This window comes from Companilactobacillus formosensis (assembly GCF_005405305.1).
In the GTDB taxonomy this organism is placed as follows: Bacteria; Bacillota; Bacilli; order Lactobacillales; family Lactobacillaceae; genus Companilactobacillus; species Companilactobacillus formosensis.
Genome location: NZ_BJDU01000001.1, coordinates 154,337 through 173,183, shown reverse-complemented (window position 1 = coordinate 173,183; position 18,847 = coordinate 154,337). Strand labels below are relative to the sequence as shown.

19 protein-coding genes are annotated in these 18,847 nt (G+C 35.2%); 5 read left to right on the top strand and 14 right to left on the bottom strand.

Going from position 1 to position 18,847, the window contains the following annotated elements:
* The first annotated feature begins 20 nt into the window (after window positions 1-20).
* The gene (locus FFM65_RS00820; RefSeq protein WP_119317214.1) at window positions 21-593 is read left to right on the top strand and encodes a PadR family transcriptional regulator; all 573 of its coding nucleotides are present in this window, start codon (window positions 21-23) and stop codon (window positions 591-593) included.
* Here the strand turns inward: FFM65_RS00820 and FFM65_RS00815 are convergent.
* Window positions 535-1,077, bottom strand: coding sequence for a TetR/AcrR family transcriptional regulator (locus FFM65_RS00815; RefSeq protein ID WP_119317213.1), 543 nt, complete (start codon window positions 1,075-1,077; stop codon window positions 535-537). The genes FFM65_RS00820 and FFM65_RS00815 overlap by 59 nt on opposite strands.
* A gap of 156 nt (window positions 1,078-1,233) precedes the next feature.
* Here FFM65_RS00815 and FFM65_RS00810 point away from each other — a divergent pair, with 156 nt between their 5' ends.
* Entirely contained in the window at window positions 1,234-3,549 is a 2,316-nt protein-coding gene (locus tag FFM65_RS00810; RefSeq protein WP_119317212.1) for an ABC transporter ATP-binding protein/permease, read from the top strand.
* A gap of 455 nt (window positions 3,550-4,004) precedes the next feature.
* On the opposite strand, the gene FFM65_RS00805 is transcribed toward FFM65_RS00810, so the two are convergent.
* The 4 genes from FFM65_RS00805 to FFM65_RS00790 all read right to left on the bottom strand — a co-directional run bounded on the left by FFM65_RS00805 (window position 4,005) and on the right by FFM65_RS00790 (window position 7,623).
* Complete coding sequence (locus FFM65_RS00805) at window positions 4,005-5,432, bottom strand: PH domain-containing protein (RefSeq protein WP_119317211.1); 1,428 nt, start codon at window positions 5,430-5,432, stop codon at window positions 4,005-4,007.
* A complete protein-coding gene (locus tag FFM65_RS00800) occupies window positions 5,422-5,907 on the bottom strand; it encodes a PH domain-containing protein (protein ID WP_119317210.1) in 486 nt (161 codons plus the stop codon). Before FFM65_RS00800 ends, FFM65_RS00805 begins: the two co-directional genes overlap by 11 nt.
* A gap of 61 nt (window positions 5,908-5,968) precedes the next feature.
* A complete protein-coding gene (locus tag FFM65_RS00795) occupies window positions 5,969-6,937 on the bottom strand; it encodes an SIR2 family NAD-dependent protein deacylase (RefSeq protein ID WP_174795658.1) in 969 nt (322 codons plus the stop codon).
* Between the two features lie 2 nt (window positions 6,938-6,939).
* Window positions 6,940-7,623, bottom strand: a complete 684-nt coding sequence (locus FFM65_RS00790) for a hypothetical protein (RefSeq protein WP_119317208.1) — start codon at window positions 7,621-7,623, stop codon at window positions 6,940-6,942.
* 132 nt (window positions 7,624-7,755) lie between these two features.
* On the opposite strand from FFM65_RS00790, the gene FFM65_RS00785 reads away from it, so the two are divergent.
* Window positions 7,756-8,355 carry a TetR/AcrR family transcriptional regulator gene (locus tag FFM65_RS00785; RefSeq protein WP_119317207.1) on the top strand — a complete coding sequence of 200 codons (600 nt, stop codon included), beginning with the start codon at window positions 7,756-7,758 and terminating at the stop codon, window positions 8,353-8,355.
* 85 nt (window positions 8,356-8,440) lie between these two features.
* Here the strand turns inward: FFM65_RS00785 and FFM65_RS00780 are convergent, their stop codons facing one another.
* From FFM65_RS00780 to FFM65_RS00745, 8 genes are all read right to left on the bottom strand, one after another.
* Window positions 8,441-9,085, bottom strand: a complete 645-nt coding sequence (locus tag FFM65_RS00780; RefSeq protein ID WP_119317206.1) for an ABC-2 transporter permease — start codon at window positions 9,083-9,085, stop codon at window positions 8,441-8,443.
* Window positions 9,085-9,933 (bottom strand): ATP-binding cassette domain-containing protein, encoded by an 849-nt coding sequence (locus tag FFM65_RS00775; RefSeq protein WP_119317205.1) that lies wholly within the window; start codon window positions 9,931-9,933, stop codon window positions 9,085-9,087. The genes FFM65_RS00780 and FFM65_RS00775 overlap by 1 nt, the downstream gene beginning before the upstream one ends.
* 2 nt (window positions 9,934-9,935) lie before the next feature.
* Window positions 9,936-10,307 (bottom strand): GntR family transcriptional regulator, encoded by a 372-nt coding sequence (locus FFM65_RS00770; RefSeq protein ID WP_119317204.1) that lies wholly within the window; start codon window positions 10,305-10,307, stop codon window positions 9,936-9,938.
* A 136-nt stretch (window positions 10,308-10,443) separates the two neighbouring features.
* The gene (locus tag FFM65_RS00765) at window positions 10,444-11,292 is read right to left on the bottom strand and encodes a DegV family protein (protein ID WP_119317203.1); all 849 of its coding nucleotides are present in this window, start codon (window positions 11,290-11,292) and stop codon (window positions 10,444-10,446) included.
* Window positions 11,293-11,297: 5 nt separating this feature from the next.
* Window positions 11,298-11,828 (bottom strand): DUF1836 domain-containing protein, encoded by a 531-nt coding sequence (locus FFM65_RS00760; RefSeq protein ID WP_119317202.1) that lies wholly within the window; start codon window positions 11,826-11,828, stop codon window positions 11,298-11,300.
* Between the two features lie 130 nt (window positions 11,829-11,958).
* Complete coding sequence (locus FFM65_RS00755; RefSeq protein ID WP_162897866.1) at window positions 11,959-13,587, bottom strand: APC family permease; 1,629 nt, start codon at window positions 13,585-13,587, stop codon at window positions 11,959-11,961.
* Between the two features lie 431 nt (window positions 13,588-14,018).
* Window positions 14,019-15,641 carry an APC family permease gene (locus FFM65_RS00750; RefSeq protein WP_119317201.1) on the bottom strand — a complete coding sequence of 541 codons (1,623 nt, stop codon included), beginning with the start codon at window positions 15,639-15,641 and terminating at the stop codon, window positions 14,019-14,021.
* Window positions 15,642-15,739: 98 nt separating this feature from the next.
* Window positions 15,740-16,300 (bottom strand): TetR/AcrR family transcriptional regulator, encoded by a 561-nt coding sequence (locus FFM65_RS00745; protein WP_119317200.1) that lies wholly within the window; start codon window positions 16,298-16,300, stop codon window positions 15,740-15,742.
* Window positions 16,301-16,417: 117 nt separating this feature from the next.
* Between FFM65_RS00745 and FFM65_RS00740 the strand changes: the two genes are divergently transcribed.
* Both FFM65_RS00740 and FFM65_RS00735 read left to right on the top strand, forming a co-directional pair.
* Window positions 16,418-17,482, top strand: coding sequence for an ABC transporter permease (locus FFM65_RS00740; RefSeq protein WP_119317199.1), 1,065 nt, complete (start codon window positions 16,418-16,420; stop codon window positions 17,480-17,482).
* The gene (locus tag FFM65_RS00735; RefSeq protein WP_119317198.1) at window positions 17,482-18,147 is read left to right on the top strand and encodes an ABC transporter ATP-binding protein; all 666 of its coding nucleotides are present in this window, start codon (window positions 17,482-17,484) and stop codon (window positions 18,145-18,147) included. Before FFM65_RS00740 ends, FFM65_RS00735 begins: the two co-directional genes overlap by 1 nt.
* Window positions 18,148-18,226: 79 nt before the next feature.
* On the opposite strand, the gene FFM65_RS00730 is transcribed toward FFM65_RS00735, so the two are convergent.
* Complete coding sequence (locus FFM65_RS00730) at window positions 18,227-18,823, bottom strand: NAD-dependent epimerase/dehydratase family protein (RefSeq protein ID WP_119317197.1); 597 nt, start codon at window positions 18,821-18,823, stop codon at window positions 18,227-18,229.
* Between the last annotated feature and the right edge of the window lie 24 nt (window positions 18,824-18,847).

Sequence of the window (18,847 nt, the reverse complement as noted above, 5' to 3'; positions counted from 1 at the left end):
AAAAAGTAAAGGACAACAATATGGCTCGCACAAACACTTTACAATATATGATTTTAGGATTACTAACTCGCAAAAAAATGACTGGTTACGATATCAAACAAACTTTTGATAAAGAAAAAGCTGAGTTCTGGAGTGCCCCCTTTAGTCAAATTTATCCAGAATTGAGTCGACTATTAAAAAAAGAATTGATTGAATTAGTTCCTAATAAAGCTGAAAATTCCAGAAAAAAAACCTATCGAATTTCTTCTCAAGGTTTAAAAGTATTCCGCAACTGGCTGCAATTACCATTAGCACCGGAAGTTACCAAACTGAATAATGATGATTTCGTTTTAAGACTACACTTTTTGGGCAAAGAGCATCAAAATATTTTAAAACCTCTGATGACTTTACGTAAGCAAACTATCAAAGTTGAATTAGCTCAATTAGAATTGGAATTAGTTGAAGTAGTACAACATCCAGAACAATACGGACGTGAACTGATCATCAAAAAAGAACTTGCTAATAAAAAAGCTGACCTTAAACTTTTGAAATCTGCTATCCCAGAAATTTCAAACGCCAATCCTGAAGATCATCCGCAAAAACCACTCGAATAATAATCTTAGTTAACTCTTCAGGTGTTTCTGGCATTCCATTTTTGACCCAACGCTTCATAATCCCTTGCATCCCTAACATAATGTAAGTCTCTTGATAATTTTCCACTGCTGGACTGTCATGTTTACCATCTTGATCCATGGCACGATGCATCTTATCGAGTAATTTCGTCTTACCTTCAATAAACACCAGATTACTAATTTGGGGATGTTCGTAAAAACCTTCAAGTAATTTTTGTAAGGCTTTAGCTGGTGAAAGTTCCTTAGGTATATTTAAACCATCTAAAAATTCACTTTCAATTTTATCGATACACATATAAATATCATCAAAATAACGATAAAAGGTTGTTCGATTGACGTGAGCCTTTTGACAAACCTCAGTGACCGTAATGGAACTAAGGCTTTTTTTCTGTAGTAACTGTAATACATTCTCTTGTAAAACTTTTTTCGTATGTTGTGCTTGCTTATTATTTTTGATTCCGACCATGGTTCCTCCATTTGTACAACAGTTTGTCTCAGATTGATGATTGAATTTATTAAATATATTTTCTATTATATGAAACATGGTGTTGCAACAATAATGACATATTACCAAATTAATTGTTATAATACATTAAAATCTTAAAGTTAGAGAGAATAATTAATGCTGGAATTAAAACATATTAAAAAGTATTACCATGTTGGTGATTCCGTCACAAAAGCCTTAGATGACGTTTCTGTTGCCTTTCGTAAGCAAGAATTCGTAGCAATCTTAGGACCTAGTGGCTCAGGTAAAACTACCATGCTTAACGGTATCGGTGGCTTGGATATCTATGATTCAGGGGATCTAGTTATCAACGGTAAATCAACTAAAGATTTCACCGAAGCTGACTGGGATGCTTATCGTAACAATTCCGTTGGGTTTATTTTCCAAAGCTACAATATCATCGGACATTTGAGCATCCTTGATAACGTAGAAATGGGAATGACGCTTAGTGGTGTCCCCAATGAGGAAAAAAAGAAAAAAGCTCGCGAAGCTTTGGAACGAGTTGGCTTAGGACCACATATCAATAAGAAGCCTAACCAACTATCTGGTGGTCAATTACAACGTGTTGCGATTGCTCGTGCGATTGCTAATGATCCAGAGATTTTACTTTGTGATGAGCCTACTGGTGCTTTGGATACTGAGACTAGTGAAGAGATCATGCAGTTGATCAAGGAATTATCAGCTGAACGACTAGTTATCATGGTTACTCACAACCCTACTTTGGCTAAAGAATATGCTGATCGTATTATCAACTTTGCTGATGGTAAAATTCTTGATGATTCTAATCCTTTCGTTGAAGATACTTCTAAAGATAATTTTGAGCTCAAGAAGACTAAGATGACTTTCTGGACTGCTTTGAAATTATCATTCACCAACTTGAAAACTAAAAAAGCCAGAACTGCTCTGACTGCTTTTGCTTCAAGTATTGGTATCATCAGTATTGCTATCGTCTTGGCTTTGTCATCTGGTTTCCAAAAACAAATCGACAAAACCCAAGGCAATACTTTAGCTCAATTCCCAGTTACTATTTCACAAACTGCTTCTAAACAGACAGCTTCTGTAGATAAGGTCAAAAACTCCAATTCTAAAAAAGTTACTGCTAAATTGAGTCAACAAGAGAAATCTACTCACACTAATAAATTAAACAAAAACTACCTAAATTATATTAAGAACTTAGACCCAGAATTGAGTAAGGACGTTACTTACACTTATTCAACCGGTATGAATCTTTTAACTAAGAATGATGGCAAGGTCAAAACAGCTCAATTCTCTAATACAAGCAGTTCTAACTCATTGAGTGGAATGTCTGCTGCTATGGCTTCATCGACTGGTATCGGAACTTCCGTTTACCCATCTTCTAACGGCAATAATTTCTTAAAGAAACACTACAAAGTTATCGCTGGATCACTTCCAAAGAATGAAAACGAAGTTATTTTGTTAGTTGACCGTGATAATTCTACAAATATTAATGCTTTAAAAAATTTGGGCATGAATGTTAAGAATAATCAAAAATTAAACTTCAATCAATTAGTCGGTAAAGAATTCAAAGTAGTTGCTAATAACGACTACTACAACAAAATTAGCGACAATCTCTATACTCCAAACTCTAATCTAAACGACGTTTACAACAACGCTAACAACAAAACTATTAAAATTGCTGGTATCTTGAAAGTTAAATCAAAATCATCTGAAAACATTCTTTCATCAGGAATTGCATACAGTGACAAGTTAACTCAAGATATCATCCAAACTAACAAGAATTCTGACATCGTCAAAGCTCAAAAGGCTAGTGACAGCAACGTCCTAACTGGTAGTAACGTTGACGATACAACTAAGACTTCCTTAGTTAGTTATCTAGGTGGTTCCACAACTCCTGCAAGTATCCTAATTTACCCTAATACTTTCAAGGATAAAGATAAGGTCCTCAGTTATTTGGATAAATACAATAAGGGCAAGAAGGAATCAAATAAAGTTATCTATACTGATTTAGCTGGTCAAGTTTCTAACTTAACTGGTGGTTTGATGGATGCTATTACATATGTATTAGTAGCCTTCGCTGGAATTTCTCTAGTAACAAGTATGATTATGATTGCTATCATCACTTACACATCTGTACTTGAAAGAACTAAAGAAATCGGTATTCTAAAAGCTTTGGGTGCTAGAAAGAAAGATATCACCCGTGTATTCGATGCTGAAACGACTATTCTAGGTGTTTCCTCCGGATTACTCGGTGTTATCATCGCTTGGTTGGCAACTTTCCCAATCAATATCATCTTGCAAAACATGACTGATCTGAAGAATGTCTCACAACTAAATCCAGTTCACGCAATCGTCTTAGTTATTATCAGTACGATTCTAACTGTTTTAGGTGGTCACATCCCTGCTAAGATGGCAGCTAAGAAAGATGCTGCTACAGCACTTAGATCTGAATAACGCATAATAAAAACTCCTCAAAATTTCAATTAATTTTGAGGAGTTTTTTTGCATTATTTTGTTGCTAGAAATTTAATTTATCTCTATTCTTAAGTCATGGTCAAGCTCTAATGGGTCGCTCCCATTTTGGCCTAGTGAGCGTAAAAGCTGAATGGTGCAGCACCCCTCAATTACTTTTACAAGTGGAGGTGCATGACTATGAAGAAATCGAATAGTAGGAGTTGGATTGAGCATTATGGTCGCTTTTTTCATTTTGACCATATCGATGGCAAGTATTAACTTCGCCATTGCATATGCGATAATCAAAAAAGCTAACCGTAAAGGTTAGCTCACCAACAAATCTATTCAGACTCATGATTGAGACTAAGAGGGGTACATCCTCTTGGTCTCTTTTCAATTACAAAGATATTATAACTGCTGTTTTAATTTTTAGCAATCATCTAAATTAATTACAATTATTCTTTATACCATTTCATAACAGAATCAATATCGGCTTGTTTTTGATAATCTATATTAAAACTACGTTTGGTAATTCCCGAGCGTACATTGACCGTTAAACCAGCAATTTGCTTTTTCTCTAGCCATAAACTATTACGTCTCTTTAAAAATTGAATCGTCATTTTAGGAATGAACATCGTTTGTCTAGTCAATAAAGAGCTATTCTGCAAGAAAATATAATCTCGATTTAAAACTGTTACTTTAGAGCGTTTGGACTCAAGATAAGCTGGAATATTCCACAGGATCAAAATCACCGCAGTTAAAATTGCTCCAATTAAAATGTGGTTGTGCAATATCGCAATCAAAATAGCCAATATTGGCAAAGACCACAAACTGTAATTTCTAAAATTGTAAAAATACGTAAACCTTTGTGATTGAACTTCTGGAATAGAGAACGGAACGTTTTTAAAAAATTGCGCCATAAATTGCGGTATTTTATCTGTCTTAATTACTGGCATTACGATGATATCTTTTTCCGTATCGCCTTGATTAGAATTTGACACTATCACTAATTGAATCGTCGCAATTTTAAAAAAACTTCGCATTAACGGTTGCTTAATAACAATAGCTTGAATCCGCTCAGTTGCAATCGTCGTCTTCTTAGTTTGGAACAAGCCTCTCTCGATGATGAATTGTCCCTTATTCTCCGTTAGTTGAAAGTGAAAATATTTAGCAATCAAAATTAACGCTGAACCAATATAAAAAATCACTAATACTAAAACAGCTAAAAAGACTACTACTGGAAAACCTAAACCGGCTGTTTTAGTTACCATATCTGCATAAAATTGATCACCGATCAAATCGGAAATTTTACCATACGCAGCCAAAGCAACTAACAATCCGCTAAGAAAAGCTGGTGATGTTAAAGAAAATGACAATAAGTCGGACCAAGAAATTTGATAAGTATTTTGAGCGACTGGTTTAACATCTTCAACAACTTGGACACCATTTCTCAGCTGATTGATTTCGTCTTTGAGGCTACTAGGTACAGCCTTTAAAGACACTTCTGAAGTCTCTGAATGACCAGCTGTTTCAATCTCTAACTCTACTAATTTGAACGGTTTTAAAAAGAACCACTGATTAGTTGTGATATTTTGAATTCTCTTATAAGGCACGTGATTAACCTTTTTGACAAATAAACCACTTCTAATAATGATTTCACTCTCAAGCAATTGATAAGTGTACATAAAATAATCGACAAAAATGTCAGCGATAGCCCAGATAATAAGTACAGCCACGATTGCGATAACGATTTTTTGAAGTTGAGCATTACTATTATTTATCCCAATTGCCAAAATTATTAACGGAACAATCACGCTCCGAATTGAAGTGTACATCAAAAAAATTATTGCTGCGGGATGCATCCGTCTCGGTTTAGATGTCATTTCTGGCCTCCTGCGCTAATTTCATGATCAATTCTTTTAGCTCATCAGCTGTCTTATCATCTAATCCAGCGATTTCCTCCGCTCCAGCCGCTGTTTCAACGACAACTTTTTGTAATTTTTTGAGACGTAAAATTGGTCCCTGCTTCAAGGTAACATTTTGCACCCGAGCAATTGGAATAACAATTTGTTTGCGAAAGAAGAAACCGTGATGCAACTCAACTTGTCGTCCATCGATAAAATAAGTCCAATAATTCCAATGGTAATTAACTAAGCCCATATCAAAAGCAAAGTTCACTACACCTATGACCAACGCTGCCAAACTAACCCAAAACAGAAATTGTTCAAAAAATCCGCTGGCCCAATTATTTCCTACAAATAGTACCACGGCAATTATTAGCCAAATCCCCAGAGTTATTAAAGCCTTAATCCTCCAAATCGTTTTAATCGACGACGGTAGTTTCTCCACTCTTTTCATTGTTACTCCCCCTAAAACTAATTTGCTTTAATCATATCAAAAAAGTTTTAGCGTTCCAAAATCACATTGCAGCTTTGACATCATCCAATACTTGAGAAATATCACCCTTGATAGCTTGAGCTTTATCCTCAATTTCTTCAGGTAAAAATTGATAATCACGATTGATCATAACGTCGTAGGCACCATCGAGACTTCCAGTTAATCCCCAAAATGGTTCTTGAATAAACATTGGTGTCATGCGACCTACACCTAATTCAATAAACAAAAGATGGTCGTCATGCAAATGATTCAAAACATCATCAGATATCTTTTGGTATTCTTGGTGATATCTAGTTCCCTCAAGGAAATTACCGTAACCACGTACCCAAGGGAAGGCTTCAGCGCCACAATTTGGACAACGAGGAATCAATTCAGTTGGAACTTTAGTGTCATCTCCCATGGCTTGAATCATTTCTTCAACCGGCTTGACTGCATCCCAAACTTCATCACTACATTGTTGTGAACATTGGAAATAACGGTGGTCTCCTTGAATTTGGGCAACTTTTTCTTCAGGAAAGGCTTTGATAGCTTGAGTATCTTGGTTAGTAGTTAAAATGAAGTAATCTTTCCCCTTCAAAATTTCTTGAAGATCACGAAATGGCTTTCTAACTTCAGCATGTTGAGTTGTGTGCAAAAATGTAGCTAAATAGCCCCAATATTCTTCACGACTAGGCCAAGGATATTGCATTCCTGAAAAAGCTCCTTTGATACCGTATTTCTCAGCAAATTTACCAAAATATTTTCTAAATGAAGCATTGTCTTCGTAGTAAAAGTCACCACCACCAGCAGCTGACAGACCTGAAGCTCCGCCGACGATAATGTGGTCAGCCTCTTTGATTTTATCCGCTAGGATCTGTACTTGATCTTCATATGGCAACATTGGCTTTTCAGTCAATTTAACTGGTGTTTTGCCACTAGCGTAAACGTTAAAAAATTGTTGATAATTCATCTGTGTCTTCATTACTAGTTGTTCATAAAATGATTGAGCCATTATTAATTCTCCTTCAATAAATCCTTAAAAGTAGTTTTGATATTTCCTGGTAAAGCGATAGATCTTGATTTTATTTCTGGTGCGATCATGATCTCGTTTTCCATATTGAGCGTCACAAAATTCCACGAAGGTAGTTGACTAACAGCCTTCATCAAAGGTTGCTTAATCAATTTATTTTGCGAGCCAATTCCTAACTCAAGTTGAACGACTTTTTTGTCTGCGTATTCGTTAATAAATTGGTCAAAACGTTGTTTTTGTTTTTGCCACTGCGGTGATTGCATTTCTAATTGGTCAAAGTTTCCTTCTATTTCAAAGATTTTTTCGGGGTCAAATCCATTCAATTGAAAATGCGTATCAGCGTTAGAAGTGACGACAAAATAATCTTTTTTGTTAATAATTTCTTTCAACATTGCAAAAATTTCAGTCTTTTGATAATCATCAATTAAATACTGATGCACTTTACGCATGAATTCTTGATGGTCCGGTGTGGGAATTTGTGCAAAGACACCTTGAATCAAACTGTTAATTCCATAAAGAATGTTGAAATGACCAAAATATTTTTCGAAATTATCATCATCAGCAAAAATGTTATATCCTTCAGCAATTGACAGGCCGTTACTAGCACTAATTAGAAGCGCATCGCTTTGGTCAATTAACTTCTTAGCTTCACTTATTTGTGTGTTCATTTATTCTCCTTTATATCCTTCATGTAGTACAATTATGTACACAGTGTACGAAATACTTTTTTTGAAATTAAGAACACTTTTGAATATTTGCTTAGTTTCAAAACAGATTTCAAAAAGTGTAAAGGAGTTTATATGACTAAGAAGAATAAATTAGACCGACGAACAATTTATACAATCAATACCATCAAGGATTCTTTTTTAGAATTGATCAATCAAGAACCCTATTCACAAATCAACGTTGCTAAATTGTGCCGCCACGCTGACATGACTCGTTCAACCTTTTATTCACATTTTGACAATTTAACAGCTGTTTTGAATGCTGTTTTAGATGATGCATTGCTATTCACTGACAATAATCAAGCCAACACGACTATCGATCCAACCGCTAGTTTAGATTTATTAAAGGAAAACGAATCACTTTTACCGGCCTGCCAACGAATTGCCGATTCATCAAAATATCGCAAATTATTGATGGACCCCAGTTTAAATGACTACATTATTGGTCGAATTGCCAATCATGAAAAAGATAAGCTCGTCCCTGCCATTCAAAAGCGAACTGGACTTAGTGAATCAGAATCCGAATTGCTTTTTAATTACTCAATTCACGGATCCTTTGCTATCAACAAACGTCATCATTTCGTTAAAGACGACGCTTGGTATCGTGAATTACAATTACTCAATCAATTTACCAGCGCCGGTTATGAAGCTATCAAACAAAATAATTCCAACTAAAAAGGCGTCCACTTAGATAATAGTTATCGCACACTATATCTAAGAGATGCCTTTTTTGATTTTAAAATATTAATATTAAAGTAATTTAGAATTCCTTTTTTTGCATAATTAAGATGCTGCCAAACATTGAAATTATCAAGGCAACTAATGATATCAATAAAAAGAACCAAAACAAGGTTACATCATTCATCTCTGACAATTTCTGTAAAATTCCAGTTAAATTTAATGCTTGGAGATTATCTTTAATCAATTTTCCTAATAAAAATACAACTCCAATTATACTAATAAGTATGATTCTTCCTTTTTCACCACCGAATTTTAATTGAGCTGGCAACATTAAAGCTAAAGCAATAATTATCATTGACAATAGTGGCAAGGCTTGTCTAAAAATTTCAGTCACTTCAGTATTATTGATTACTGAGGCCAGTAAACTAATTGCTGTTCCCAAAACTAAGAAACAAATTCCAATCGTTAAACCAAACAAATACTTTTCATAAACATAGCCTTTCCTAGTAATCGGTAGCGTAAATAAAAATGCACTACCATTATCAAATTCGTCATAACTGATCGAACTCAACGTAAATAGCGAGCCAATCATACCCAGAAATCCAATGGCAAAATAGTTTTCTTTTGACATGATTGTCATAACTAAGGCTATTGCGATTATCAATAAATAAATGTTTTTTTGTTCCTTCATCAGCTCAAAATCCTTAACAAAAAGTCCCTTCACTACTTGTCACCTCGACTCATCATTGTAATTACTTCATCGATACTACCATTTTCTACTATTAAGTTAGGAAAATTCTCTAAATAAAATTGCTTTTGGTTGGTCAAACAGCTATAACCAAAATTTTCCTTTTTTATCTTAAGCAAATAATCTTTATCTAATTCAACAAATTGCTCTTCATTTACTTTTAACATTCCGTAATCACTCAACAAAACATCTGTGTCTTCATGTAAAATGATTTTCCCTTGATCAATCATATATAAATCATCACACAACGATTCCAAATCGCTAGAAATATGCGAACTGATTAAAATGGAATTATTCTCATCATTCTCTAAAAACATTCTCAAAATATCTAGCAATTCATCTCTAGCAACCACGTCTAACCCAGCTGTTGGTTCATCTAGAATCAATAATTTTGCCTTATGGGACATTGCAACGAGAATCTTGATTTTTACTTTCATCCCCGTCGATAATTCTTTAATTTTCTTATTCCAAGGTAACCCAAAATTATCGACCTGTTTAATAAAAAAATCTCTATCAAATTTTTTATACAAATTACTTAAAATTGGCATGATATCTTTGAGAGTTAAATATCCACTGAAACCAGAATCAGCTAAAACTACGCCAATATCTTCCTTATCTGCAACGCCAATTTTTGAGATTGGCTTATCAAACAATGAAATTGAACCACTATCAATCTTAATTAATCCCAAAATTGCTTTAAAAGTTGTACTTTTACCAGAACCATTCTGACCAATCAAACCGGTAACCTGTCCCTCTTTTACTTTTAAAGAACAATCAAGTGAAAATTTGGGATATTCTTTTTTAATATTATTTACTTCTAACATGATTAATCCTCCAAAATTAATTCAAACATCTTTTTTAAATCATTATCACTAATTCCAAAACTTCTACCTTTTTGAATGGCCTTTTCAAAATCCATTTCCAATTCTTTTTTTTGATCTTCAAATAACAAATCAGTGTTAGTTGCCGTAACATACGTTCCCTTACCATGAATTGTAATAGTAAATCCTAATTCATCTAATTGATCGTATGCCTTTTTGACAGTTAAAGCGCTAATCTTAGATTCTCTCGCTAAAGACCGAACCGAAGGAAGATTATCATTTTCCTTTAACTCACCTTTTCGAATTAAAGTCTTGATTTGTTCAATTATTTGTTCATAGATTGGAATCATAGATGAGTGATTAATAATAATTTTCATTCATTTTCTCCTTTGCGTACAAACAGTATATAACAGTTACTAACAGTTGCCAAGTGTTATATACTGTTTATTCATTAAAAATAAAAAATAGCTATTCAAACCGGTAAAATTACGCGGAATGAATAACTACTTTTTCTTATATTTTAACTACTGCGACCCCAATCAAACCAGGTCCAGTATGAACTCCTAATGCGGGTCCAACTTGTTCAGTAAATTCTTGTTGACCTTGAATTCCATTGTCATGCAAAATATCCAACATGTGTTGACCACCAGCTTCATCAGCTCCATGACCAATTCCGATTAAATACTTATCGCCATCATTGATGAAATCTTGAGCATAACCCAACATCATCTTTTGACCTTTTTTCATACCACGAGCTTTGGCAGCAATCGTATAAGTACCTTCGGGTGTACAAGTAACGATCGGTGCTAATTTCAACATTCCACCAACGGCAGAAGCGACGGCACTGATTCGACCACCAGCACGTAAATAAGTCAAAGTTGGAATACAGAAGTAAACCATAGCATTTTGACACATTTTTTCAACTGCTGTTGCAGCTTCGTTTAAAGTTTTACCTTCATCGATTAAGTTTTTAGCTTGAATAGCAATCAAACCTGAAGCAATCGCAACTTGCTTTGTATCAAAATACTTCGAAACAAAGCGATCATCATCATCCAAGAAGACTTTTAAGAAATTAAAAGTACCACTCAAACCTGATGAAACAGAAATTGACAATATTTGAGTATATCCATCTGCAGCGATTTGATTCAAAGTCTTTTGAATTGATTCACCTGATGGCAATGAAGTCTTAGGAATTTCAACGGGCAAATTTTTATAAACTTCTTCAGCCGAAATATCAACTCGGTCCAAGTAAGTTTTGTCATGGTAAGCAATTTGCATTGGTAACTCATAGATACCAGCCTTTTTGAGATATTCTTTAGGCAAATCACAACAAGAATCTACCAATACAGCAATCTTTTCCATTCTAATTAACTCTTTTCATCTGAATTGTTTTCAATCATTAATATTTTCTTCGTAATTAGTTTCGTGGCAAAAGCCATTGTCACCATCTCGACCATCAAATAAGCTGAAGATTGATCCTTTTCAGATAAAGCTTGCTTTTCTTCACGATGATTCAACATTCGTAAAGCTATTTCTTGTTTTTCACAAAAGAAATTATATGCTTGGGCAATACCACCGTTTAAACGTGTCATTACCTTTAAGCCTTCTTCAATGTCGTTGATTGAAACTACTTGTTTCAAAAAAGTTATGGCAATCAAATATGCTAAATGTTCACGAGTATATCGTTTCTTTTCTGGATGAGGCAATAAACCGTTCTTCACGTAATTATTGACCATTGATGTGGTGACAACGGGGCCATCCTCCAACCAAACGGGTCCAATATATTTATCAACTAGTGTCAGTAATTGATCACGATACAGATCCAATTCAGGTAAGTCCTCAAACCTTGGCATGTGATAGGCCTCTACCTTGTCTAACCAGTCTTGTAATTCATCCATAAGAAAGCGCTCCTTTTGTAATTACTTTTATAATTTATCATAGTTTTGTTAACTATTCAATCTAGTTTTAAAAACTAGATATGATTTTATTCCAATTCTTATCTAATTGTATCAAAAAAAGCCTTGAATACTATTCAAGACTTTCCTTCAAATCATGCTCACGCCAACCCATGGCAACTATTAGAGTTAACCCGGCAGCGGTTAGTAAAATGATATAACCAATATTACGACTGAAATTAACATCCCCCAAATACAAGTCGCCTACCAAAGTACCTAGAACGGCTATCCAGATACCGATACGTTGAATTCTTGTAAAGGCAGTTCCAGTCTGACTGCGCCTTTCTCTCTTCGTAATGTATGGTAGTACAAAACCGAGACCAATTAAAACAATAATGGCTACGAAATTGATAACTAACTCATACCACCACATTGTTGATCCAAATGGCACGTCTTGTGGACCGACAGCAGCGATAGTTGCTATTCCGGTCAAAATCAGACACCACCAACCAACAGCTAGCGAAAGCTTTTTATTTTTAATGTAAACATATCCCGACTTATACTTATCGTCATTCATTCTAATCTTAATGAAAGACCAGAAAATCCAACAAGTTACGCCCGGTGAAATAATTCCGTTTAGATTCAATAACCAATTAAAGATGTCTTTCATGTTAGGCAACAAAATACCTAAGAACATAATAAAGGCACTCAAACCAACTGTTAAAATATAGCCATTAATTGGCAATCCTGCAGAATTAGTCTTTCGCAAGAATTTAGGCATGTAGCGATTACCCGTATCAGAAATCAACATTCTCGTCATTGCATTCAACAAGACGGCCAACAAAGCAGCCAAATAGAAAATTTCAGTAAAAGCAAACACGTACATCAAAGTATTTCCCATGTGGAATCTTTGACCTAAGGCTTGGAAAGCATAATATGATCCGTTGATTTTCAAATCGTCTGGCAAATGATAAGCATTGAAAAATACTCCCAATGAAAATGAGCCAAAGATAGTTAAAAATCCGGTCATAATTGACAACATAATCATCGCTTTAGGAAAATCACGATTAGGATTACGCATCTTCGTAACGAATGGTGCAATTCTTTCTGCCCCATTGATAGCAAAGATCAAGAATCCTAGAGTCGTCAAATAATGTAAGTTAAAAGTCGGTACGATCGTATGAACGGTTAAAGGTTTAGTCGCAATATGACCACCCATACCCAAAGCAGTGACGGTCATTACTACGAATAGAACTGTCATCCCGAACATGGCAATTCCACCAATCGTACTCAGTACTTCCAACGAATGTTCAAAACGGGATTGAATGATTATAAAGAATACAAAGATCAACAAAGTGAACAAGGCAAAACTGCTATTAGACATTTGCGTCTGCAATTTGGCATTTCCATTGACGACCCAACCTAACGCGACAGCAATCGTATTAGCGGTATCGACAACATATGGAATTGATGCAGCCCAATAAGTCCAGGCGGCAAAATATCCCAAAAACTCCCCACTAGTTTCTCTTACCCATGAAGTTAATCCTCCACCGTCATCATCAAAGGTGGACCCTAATTGTCCAACCATCAACGAATACGGAATAACATACATGAGAATCATAATGATCCAAGACGTAATAACGCCCATCCCTTGATTCTGGAAATTGTAAGTCAGGTCGTCGAATCCAACTACGGTTACAAAATCCATAAGGGCCAACACTGGCCAACTGATGTATCTCTTCTTTGTATCTAATTCTGTCATGGCGTTTTCCTCAAGTGAAAATAAATCATCTTTCTAATTTACTCACCTAACGGTTAATTAAAATATACAATACTTTCGGTTGAATAGTAGGAAAATGATCTAAAAATATCAAATAATTTTAAGCGCTTACTTACCCGACATGACCGCAATCTAAAAAGATTGACCTTTTGGTGTACATTATGGAAAATAAGCAACTCGAAATATTTTACCATAAAAGATATGGGAGTGATATATAAATATTTTCTCTCTTGATTTGCCTACACTTATTCAAAAAATAGCATTAAAAGTTTAGTTGGTGGTAATATTCCAGACTAGATAGTAGCTTTACTTTTTAATAATACTAAAAAACGCATCTACTCAGATCTGTCTCAAAGAATCTGAATAAATACGTTTTTTCATCTGCCGAAATAAATAATGGCTAGCGACGAAGACTAGTCAACTTTCAAATTATGTTCTTTCCAACCAAATAAGATGACTAACAAAATTCCCACAACACTAAGTGCGACGATTCCGTGAATATTGTACGCGTGATTTGAACCACCTAGATACAAGTCACCGACAATCGTCAAGAAAATAACTGCCAGAATTCCAGTCCATTGCAAACGAGTAAAAGCTGAACCATTGGTACTGCGTTCTTCACGGCGAGTTACATATGGCAAGATCAAACCTAGTCCAATCAAGACAATAATTGAAACGAAGTTAATAATCAATTCATACCACCATGTTGATGAGGCGAAGACAACATCTTGAGGTCCGATACCGAAAATTGTCGCAACAGCAGTAACTATCAAGCACCACCAACCAACTGTCAAAGCAGTTTTGTCATTCTTGATGAAGACGTAATCTGATGGATACTTTTCACTATTTTGACGAATCTTAATAAAGGCAAAGAATACCCAACAAGTTACACCTGGAGAAATGATTCCATTCAAGTTCAAAAGCCAATTGAAAATATCGTTCATACTTGGTAAGAAAATACCTAGTGACATAATGAAGGCACTCAAACCACAAGTAAGCAAATATCCGTTAACTGGCAAACCAGCTGAATTAGTTTTCTTCAAAACTTGTGGCATGTAACGATTACCAGTGTCAGAAATCAACATTCTTGTCATTGCGTCCAACAAGACAGCTAATAAAGCCGCCAAATAAAATACTTCTGCCAGAGCGTAAATGTACAACAGAGTATTACCTAGATGATATTGGTTACCCAAAGCTTGGAAAGCATAATAGGCACCATTCATCTTCAAATCCTTTGGTAAATGATAGGCATTGAAGAAAACACCCAATGAGAATGATCCAAAAATGGTCAAGAAAGCTGTCATTGCAGCCAACATGATCATTGCTTTAGGAAATTCTTTATTTGGATGACGCATCTTAGTAACGAATGGTGCAATCAATTCGGCTCCGTTCATTGCATAGATCAAAAGTCCCAAAGTCGTCAAATAATGTAAGTTAAACTTAGGAATAATTGTATGAATTGTGAATGGTTGGGTAGCGATATGACCACCCATAGCCAATCCAGCAAAAGTCATAAAGACGAACAAAACTGTCAAGCCAAAAATGGCCACTCCACCAATCGTACTCAAAACTTCCAACGAGTGTTTAAAACGTGATTGCGTGAAAATAAAAACTACAAATATAACTAAAGTCCAAAAAGCGAACCAGCCATTAGACATGTGGTTTTGTAGACTAGCATTCCCATTGAAAGTCCAACCTAAACCAACGACTAATGAATTAGCAGTATCGACAACGTATGGAATCGAGGCTGCCCAATAAGTCCAAGCGGTGAAATATCCCAAAAATTCACCATTTGTACCTCTAATCCAAGAAGTCAAACCGCCACCTTCCTTATTGAAGGTAGACCCCAACTGTCCCACCATCAATGAATAAGGAATGACGTACAAGAATAGCATAATAACCCAGGAAGTAATAACTCCCATCCCTTGGCTTTGAAAATTGTACGCTAAATCATCAAAACCAATTACAGTAACGAAGTCCATCAAAGCCAAAACTGGCCAGGAGATGTACTTCTTATTTGGTTCTAGTTCTTCCATAATAAACCCCTATGTATGTAAATTTGTCCTGAAAACAAGTTTTAATTTTACAACTTATTAGTTTACATACATAGACAAAAGCGTTTTCCTAATTAATTTTATGCAATTCCATCAACTTTTAAGGTACTAGTCAATAAATTATCTGCTAAATCAGATAATTTTGCAGTATCGAACTTTCCTTGATGCAAAGCCGTATGCAAAACGCCGACCATTCCCCAACAGCAGTAATTAAGAATATAATCACTATTTTCCGGATGGGCGAACGGAATAACTTTCTTTCCATTAGTAATCGTCAACTCAATCAATTTTTGCATTAATTTTGAATCAGGATTTTGACACAAAACACCGATCATTCGTTGATTTTCACCAATATAAGCCATAACCGTTCGGAAAAATTCTGGACCAATAACTTCATTATTCGTCGGTGCTTCAAAGTCTATCAACATTTGGGCAAAGTGGTTCATGACGTAGTCTTCAGTTTTACTCAATAAATCATAAATATCTGTGAAATGTAGATAAAAAGTCCGCCGATTTATGTCCGCCCTGTCAGTAATTTCTTGAATCGTAATTTCATTGATTGGCTTTTGTTCCATCAAATCGATAAAGTTATCTCGAATTAATTTTTGAGTTCGCCTAGTTCGACGATCATTTTCATTCATACAAATCTCCTTCACAAAACCATGATTTCTGTGCATTAAAACACATAAGTACTGACATTGTTTATTGTTCCTAAAGCAATTCCTCCATAAGATAGAGTTACTCAGGAGGTAAACAATATGTTTCTCACATTAAAAGAATTATTACACGATAAATTAAAATTTTCAGCTTTAGGACTCATTATTTTTCTAATTGTTTTCTTAGTTTTGTTCATTACTGGTCTAGCTAGTGGTCTTGCAAATGACTCTGGTTCAGCTATCAAAGAAACCGATGCTCAAACTTTCGTTCTGCAAAAAGGTTCTGAATCTAGATTGAACCGCTCTGAACTAACCGAACAAGATTGGCAAAAATTCCAAGATAAATATCACGATAAGGCTGCCAAATTAAGCATTTCGCAAATGTCGATTCAACAAGCTAACAATGCCAGCAAAAAAACCGACATCGCCTATTTCATAATTGACGCTAACAGCTTTTTGAACCCCACGACTATCTCTGGTCAGAAATTAAAAAACACTGATAATAACCAAGTCGTAGTCAGCGATAAATTAAAGTCTTCCGGCTACAAACTTGGTGACAAATTCAAAGATCCTGCTACCAAAACAACTTTTGAAATTGCTGGTTTTACCGACAACAAAGCTTATTCACATACACCAGTAATTTATCTCAATCAAAAGCAAGCTCAAAAGCTTTCACCAAATATTAATTTCAATACGGTTGCTTTAAAGAGTAAAGTTTCTAAAAAATCCGGCTATCAAGTTATCAGTCAACAAGCCTTAATCGATGCTATCCCCGGATATTCAGCTGAACAAGGTTCACTCTACTTAATGATTGGCTTTCTTTATATCATTTCCTTATTCGTACTAGCTGTTTTCTTCTATATTATCAATTTACAAAAATTAAGCGACTTCGGGACTCTAAAGGCTCTTGGAACCAAAACTTCATATTTAGTTAAGCACGTCCTATCAGAAATGGGAATTCTTTCTCTCGTCTCTATAGTAATTGCTTCAGGAGTTACTTATGGCATTTCGCTTTATATGCCCGCATCAATGCCATTTAGCCTGAGTTCAACGACATTAATTGGTACCGGAATACTCTTTTTAGCCATCACTTTGGTCAGTGCTCTACTATCATTAATCAAAGTTGTCAAAGTCGACCCAATTTCTGCAATCGGAGGTAATAACTAATGCCAGTTTTAGAATTAAAAGATATCATCAAAAACTATCCTGATGGACAAAGTATCAATGAAGTTTTAAAAGACGTCTCCTTTCAAGTCAACCAAGGGGAATTTGCGGCTATCGTTGGTCCTAGTGGTGCCGGTAAAAGTACCTTACTAACAATCATGGGGGCTCTATTGACGCCAACTTCTGGACAAATCCTCTTAAATGGTCAGGATATCAGTCAATTATCTAAGAAAAAGCAAACTGAAATTCGTCTCAATCAAATTGGTTTTATTTTCCAAAATTCTGATCTGATTCCTTACTTAAAAATCAAAGACCAATTACAATTCATTCAAAAAATTTCTTCTAAGACACCAGTCAATGCCATAGAAATTCTTGATAAGTTAGGCCTAAAGTCACGTCTCAATAGCTATCCAAATGTTTTGTCTGGTGGTGAAAAACAAAGAGTCGCAATCGCTAGAGCATTCATCAATCAACCTGACTTGATTTTAGCCGACGAACCAACTGCCAGCCTTGACTCCAAAAGAGGTCACGAAGTCGTTTCTATCATTCAACAAACCGTTCACCAAGAAAACAAAGCTGCCGTCATGGTAACTCACGATGAGCGAGTACTTGATTTGGTCGATACAATTTGGGAAATTGAAGACGGTAAGTTGAAAAAAGTTCAATAATAATTACTAATAAAAGACACCATAACAACTCATTTGAGAGTATTATGGTGTCTTTTACATTTCTATCAATGACGAATAATTACAATTTATCAATATCGTCAACGTTCAAAGTAACGTTTTCCTTATCATTGTCTACAGCATCTAAGGCTGCTAAGGCAACCATACTGACAGGTAAACTACGATATTTAGAATCAGAATCAACTTTATCATCGTCAGTCACCATTGTAGATGGTCTCATGATAACTGTTCTAAAACTACGCTTATTCAAATTATTTTCAGCATCACGTTTAGTACTGATATAACGCTTATTAGCACCAGGAATATCGTCAGCAGAAATATAAACGAAGACTGGTACTTTATTCTTTTCAGCTGCATCGGCAATATTTAAAGCACTTTGATAATTGACCTTCTCAAAAGTTAAATTCTCATTTTGATTTTCTTGATATTCACCGATTGTATCGACAACTACGTCAGCGTCTTTCAAATAATTTTCCCAAAAGCCAGTACCCAAGGCATTACCAATCTTCCAGTCTACTTTGCTATACCAAGATTCATTGCCTAAAGGTTCACCGGTTCTGGATACACTTGTAACTGAGTCTCCATTTTCAATAAATTGTTTAGCGAATTCGCCACCTACGAATCCATTTGCACCAAAAATTACTACTTTTCTTGCCATAATTAAAATCCTTTCAATTTAAAA

What these genes read in the sequence shown, in the direction of transcription:
- FFM65_RS00820 (WP_119317214.1), top strand. Translation starts at nt 21, where the DNA reads ATGGCTCGCACAAACACTTTACAATATATGATTTTAGGATTACTAACT.
- FFM65_RS00815 (WP_119317213.1), bottom strand. Translation starts at nt 1,077, where the DNA reads ATGGTCGGAATCAAAAATAATAAGCAAGCACAACATACGAAAAAAGTT.
- FFM65_RS00810 (WP_119317212.1), top strand. Translation starts at nt 1,234, where the DNA reads ATGCTGGAATTAAAACATATTAAAAAGTATTACCATGTTGGTGATTCC.
- FFM65_RS00805 (WP_119317211.1), bottom strand. Translation starts at nt 5,432, where the DNA reads ATGACATCTAAACCGAGACGGATGCATCCCGCAGCAATAATTTTTTTG.
- FFM65_RS00800 (WP_119317210.1), bottom strand. Translation starts at nt 5,907, where the DNA reads ATGAAAAGAGTGGAGAAACTACCGTCGTCGATTAAAACGATTTGGAGG.
- FFM65_RS00795 (WP_174795658.1), bottom strand. Translation starts at nt 6,937, where the DNA reads ATGGCTCAATCATTTTATGAACAACTAGTAATGAAGACACAGATGAAT.
- FFM65_RS00790 (WP_119317208.1), bottom strand. Translation starts at nt 7,623, where the DNA reads ATGAACACACAAATAAGTGAAGCTAAGAAGTTAATTGACCAAAGCGAT.
- FFM65_RS00785 (WP_119317207.1), top strand. Translation starts at nt 7,756, where the DNA reads ATGACTAAGAAGAATAAATTAGACCGACGAACAATTTATACAATCAAT.
- FFM65_RS00775 (WP_119317205.1), bottom strand. Translation starts at nt 9,933, where the DNA reads ATGTTAGAAGTAAATAATATTAAAAAAGAATATCCCAAATTTTCACTT.
- FFM65_RS00770 (WP_119317204.1), bottom strand. Translation starts at nt 10,307, where the DNA reads ATGAAAATTATTATTAATCACTCATCTATGATTCCAATCTATGAACAA.
- FFM65_RS00765 (WP_119317203.1), bottom strand. Translation starts at nt 11,292, where the DNA reads ATGGAAAAGATTGCTGTATTGGTAGATTCTTGTTGTGATTTGCCTAAA.
- FFM65_RS00760 (WP_119317202.1), bottom strand. Translation starts at nt 11,828, where the DNA reads ATGGATGAATTACAAGACTGGTTAGACAAGGTAGAGGCCTATCACATG.
- FFM65_RS00755 (WP_162897866.1), bottom strand. Translation starts at nt 13,587, where the DNA reads ATGACAGAATTAGATACAAAGAAGAGATACATCAGTTGGCCAGTGTTG.
- FFM65_RS00750 (WP_119317201.1), bottom strand. Translation starts at nt 15,641, where the DNA reads ATGGAAGAACTAGAACCAAATAAGAAGTACATCTCCTGGCCAGTTTTG.
- FFM65_RS00745 (WP_119317200.1), bottom strand. Translation starts at nt 16,300, where the DNA reads ATGAATGAAAATGATCGTCGAACTAGGCGAACTCAAAAATTAATTCGA.
- FFM65_RS00740 (WP_119317199.1), top strand. Translation starts at nt 16,418, where the DNA reads ATGTTTCTCACATTAAAAGAATTATTACACGATAAATTAAAATTTTCA.
- FFM65_RS00735 (WP_119317198.1), top strand. Translation starts at nt 17,482, where the DNA reads ATGCCAGTTTTAGAATTAAAAGATATCATCAAAAACTATCCTGATGGA.
- FFM65_RS00730 (WP_119317197.1), bottom strand. Translation starts at nt 18,823, where the DNA reads ATGGCAAGAAAAGTAGTAATTTTTGGTGCAAATGGATTCGTAGGTGGC.